This is a genomic window from Coleofasciculus sp. C1-SOL-03, assembly GCF_040220555.1.
Lineage (GTDB): Bacteria > Cyanobacteriota > Cyanobacteriia > Cyanobacteriales > Coleofasciculaceae > Coleofasciculus.
The window spans coordinates 1-3,616 of sequence record NZ_JAVJUO010000154.1; the positions used below are offsets into that span (position 1 = coordinate 1).

Below are 3,616 nucleotides of genomic sequence, written 5' to 3' on the forward strand. Positions count from 1 at the left end.
CCTGTTCCCTGTTCCCTGTTCCCTGTTCCCTGTTCCCTGTTCCCTGTTCCCTGTTCCCTGTTCCCTGTTCCCTGTTCCCTGTTCCCTGTTCCCTGTTCCCTGTTCCCTGTTCCCTGTTCCCTGTTCCCTGTTCCCTATGTATTCACCAAAATAAAATCCCGCACAATTTCCACCACTTCCGGCGCAATCTCATGCCCCATATCCACCTCTTTGTACTGCATGGGCGCACCTAGGGCTAGTAAATAATCCCGCAATCGATGAGCGACTCTCAAAGGAACAACATTATCTTGTCTACCATGAACAATTAAAACCGGAGGCAAAGGAGGTTCAATCTCTTGAGGCGTGCGATGCCAATAACCACTCATGGACACTAAACCCGCTAAGGGTAAATGTAATCCAATATCTAAAGCCATGGCTCCCCCTTGAGAAAAGCCCATTACAATCGTAGAAGCCAGAGGAATCTTGGTGAGACTCTCCAATGACTTTAACCACTCTGTCAAGAGACGCTGACTTTGTGCCAATCCCTGATAATCTTCTCGTTCCAAGTCATACCACATATAGCCGCCAGCTACCTGTGGGTGAGCAAAGGGTGCATTAGGTAGCAAGACATGGTAGTTGGATAGAGCCAATTCTGGCACTAGAGGTTGCAAATCCTTTGCATTAGCTCCCCAGCCGTGCAGAATCGCAACCACTCCCACTGGTTGTTTACTTGTAGCTGGTGGAATTGAAATCGTCTCCAAAGACAGGGGTCTACTCCTAAAAAACTTAACGTGTGATTTTACTGGGGCTACAAATACTTTGACATTCCCCGCCGATAGCTCAACTATTGTTTGTATTATACCTGTGAGGATGAATACCATCCGAATAAAATGAAAACAAGTTTTCTCACCAAACGGGATTCATTCCTTACTATCCCTCCTTGTATATATAGGGGCATTCTCGCCGGAGCAGGATAAACAATCATATTGAGTGGGTTATTTTTTGTCATGGAATGCTTAAATTTACCGGATGGTGGTATTCTCTGGTGTTCAATCTGAGGCGATATAGCAGTTGACGTACCCAAAAATTTATCCTCCGTCTTCCTAGGACGAAGGACAGAATCATCAAGCTCGAAACAGGTGCATCTGAGATCTGGCTTGGGCTAGTCCCTGACCAGATCCCCAAGGTCTTGGGTCAATCGAGGATCTATAGCTGTTGCCATAAAGGTTAGGACGTTCTTGTACGGCTGAAACGAGAAGGTATGAGTAAGACCCCTCCTGCTTTGCCGCCTTCTGCCCTAGAGCCTTCTGCTATAAGTCCTCACCACTCAGCAACATTTTTGAAGCTACCGTGTTTAACAATAATGTGGCGATCGCTATCAAAGCTAATCTTGCCCTGATTTTTTAATTTATTCAGGAGTCGGGTGACGGTGACACGGGTTGTACCGATCGCATTAGCAAGGTTTTGATGCGTCAGGCGTATCCTTAAACGAGTCCCTTCGGGTACGGGTTGACCCATTTCCTGTTGCATCAACAGCAACAGGTGTTGTAAACGATCTTCAACTCGACGCTGACCCGCGATCGCCAGGAGTGCCTCAGTTTGGCGTATCCGGTGGGTGATTTGCGGTAATATCATCTGAGCCAATCGTGGTGACCCATTGATCTCTTCTAAGGAAAACCAAATCAGATGTACGTCAGACAATGCCGTCGCTTGGTAAGCACTCAGCAGCGAAAACCAACGACCAAAAAACATTGAAGGTTCTGCCCAACCTAGCCACACTTCTTCTCCATTCTGGCAAAGTGTACTCAGCTGAACGACACCTTGGCAGACTTGCCAAACTCCTTGAGAAATTATGGGAATTTTGTCGCTTTTGGCATAAAAATGCAAGCGACGTGAATCTTGGAATTCGGTATGACCCAGTGATTGAGTCGGGTTTACGTCCAAAACGGCTCTGGAAGTTGGAATCATGGGCTGCAACTCTCTCCAGCCAGATTTTCACAAGCTGGTATAGCAGGGCAGCTCTACTGTAAGCAATCAAGGTAAAGGCTCGGTAATCAACAGATTAAATGTTAAGTTGATGGGAAAAATGAAATTGTCGTTCGTCATTTTTCATTTGTCATACTCCAGGGAGCGCCAAGCAAGCTACGTCTTAATGTCAGGGATTGAAGAGTATTTACATAACTTAATAGAGTTTCCATCAATTAGCATGTTGTGCGTCTGGGACAGTCACAGGCGAGGTGTGAGTCGCGCTTTCTAGTGGATGTACAACAATTAGACGCAAGTCTTGGCGGGTTTGGGGATAGAGATATCGTTCTTGGAGCGATCGCCATTCCTGCCATAATTGATAGCGATCGCGACTCAACTGCTCTACTAAGGTAGGAAGTTTCTTCTGAATTTCTAGGTTCAGACAATCTGACAGAAATTCTGCCAGGACAAAACTGTCTTGACTTTGCCCCAAAACACGCTGAATCGATTTAATCTCTTTCACATAATCCTGATAAGACGTCTCATAAAAGTCAGTAAATAATTCCATCTGATAGCGTACTCGTTTGGCTTGTTTCCGTAAGCTGTGCAACACGGAACCCTGAAGACTTAACAGTTCAACCACATCCTCTAAACTCAGATCCTGATCCACCTGCTTCTGTCCGTCTGAAAACGTTACACCAATCAGCCACGCCGGATGCAGGAAAAACTGACTCACAAAGGGTAACAGTAAATCCGGCAAAATCTCAGCAATGGGAAATTCGGCAAACATTCCGTAAGTCGGCGTCTGCAACCAATCTTGAAAAGCCAGTTTCATATCCCGATAGGATTTGTCGTTGAGAGTTTTCTGAACCTGAACCAAGACGCGATGACGCTGTTTTTCTAACGTGGCTAATACTTTTTTGCCGATTTTTTGTTCAGAGTTGGGCAAAGTGGGCAGATACTGAGTTTGCAGCGCCTCTTGCATGATGTCCAAATCCCGCAGTTTTCCCAGCCGACGCGCTAGTTTAGCAATTTTCTTCTCACTAGCGGCTTTGGGTAACACCAAGGCTGGGGCAAAACCCGTCACCACTGTGCGTAGCCGTCGCATCCCTACGCGCATTTGATGTAGCGCTTCAGGATCTCTATCCTGGAGAACATCAGTTTCATACCGAATAGTTCTCTGGAAATGTTTTTCAATAGCTAGATAAGCCCAATAGCCAAAGAGCTTTGGGTCTGATGAGGGAGTGGTGATCATCGGTATGGTGTGCGGTAGACATCCGGCACGTTTGCCCTTGGGGAACCATATAGAGGGAAACGTTGCTTTTTGGTAAAATCTGTATCCAGGAATCATACCATACTCGTGAATCAAAAATCGTTATTTCCCCGACCCAATCCTCGACAACAGACACCCGACACCCGACACCCTTGCTCAACCGAGCTTTTCACCTTAAGTTGACGCGGATGGGGCTTCCTCACCCCATTTTGCGATGAATCATACCTTGCCGGATCTGACACTCAGGGATTATCGTTAAAGGTTGATAACAGACAGCCAGTATGATACTATATGGTCATATTGGCTTAAATTTACTCATATTGGCGATATTCCTTTGAGAGAAGCCGTTAAGCGACTTGGATTACATAAAAACACGAAGCAGGAAGTAGGCAGATAATG

At 46.0% G+C, this 3,616-nt stretch carries 3 protein-coding genes; all 3 read right to left on the bottom strand.

Annotated elements, in window-relative coordinates; all coding sequences use genetic code 11:
- Positions 1 to 134 precede the first annotated feature (134 nt).
- A complete protein-coding gene (locus tag RIE73_RS24870; protein ID WP_446403732.1) occupies positions 135 to 746 on the bottom strand; it encodes an alpha/beta hydrolase in 612 nt (203 codons plus the stop codon).
- Positions 747 to 1,299: 553 nt separating this feature from the next.
- The gene (locus RIE73_RS24875; RefSeq protein ID WP_446403730.1) at positions 1,300 to 1,947 is read right to left on the bottom strand and encodes a Crp/Fnr family transcriptional regulator; all 648 of its coding nucleotides are present in this window, start codon (positions 1,945 to 1,947) and stop codon (positions 1,300 to 1,302) included.
- A 229-nt stretch (positions 1,948 to 2,176) separates the two neighbouring features.
- On the bottom strand, positions 2,177 to 3,199 hold the full coding sequence (locus RIE73_RS24880) for a CHAD domain-containing protein (RefSeq protein WP_446403731.1): 1,023 nt from the start codon (positions 3,197 to 3,199) through the stop codon (positions 2,177 to 2,179).
- Between the last annotated feature and the right edge of the window lie 417 nt (positions 3,200 to 3,616).

Bases quoted from the DNA above. Each gene is read 5' to 3' on its own strand.
- RIE73_RS24875 (WP_446403730.1), bottom strand. From the start codon at position 1,947: ATGATTCCAACTTCCAGAGCCGTTTTGGACGTAAACCCGACTCAATCA.
- RIE73_RS24880 (WP_446403731.1), bottom strand. From the start codon at position 3,199: ATGATCACCACTCCCTCATCAGACCCAAAGCTCTTTGGCTATTGGGCT.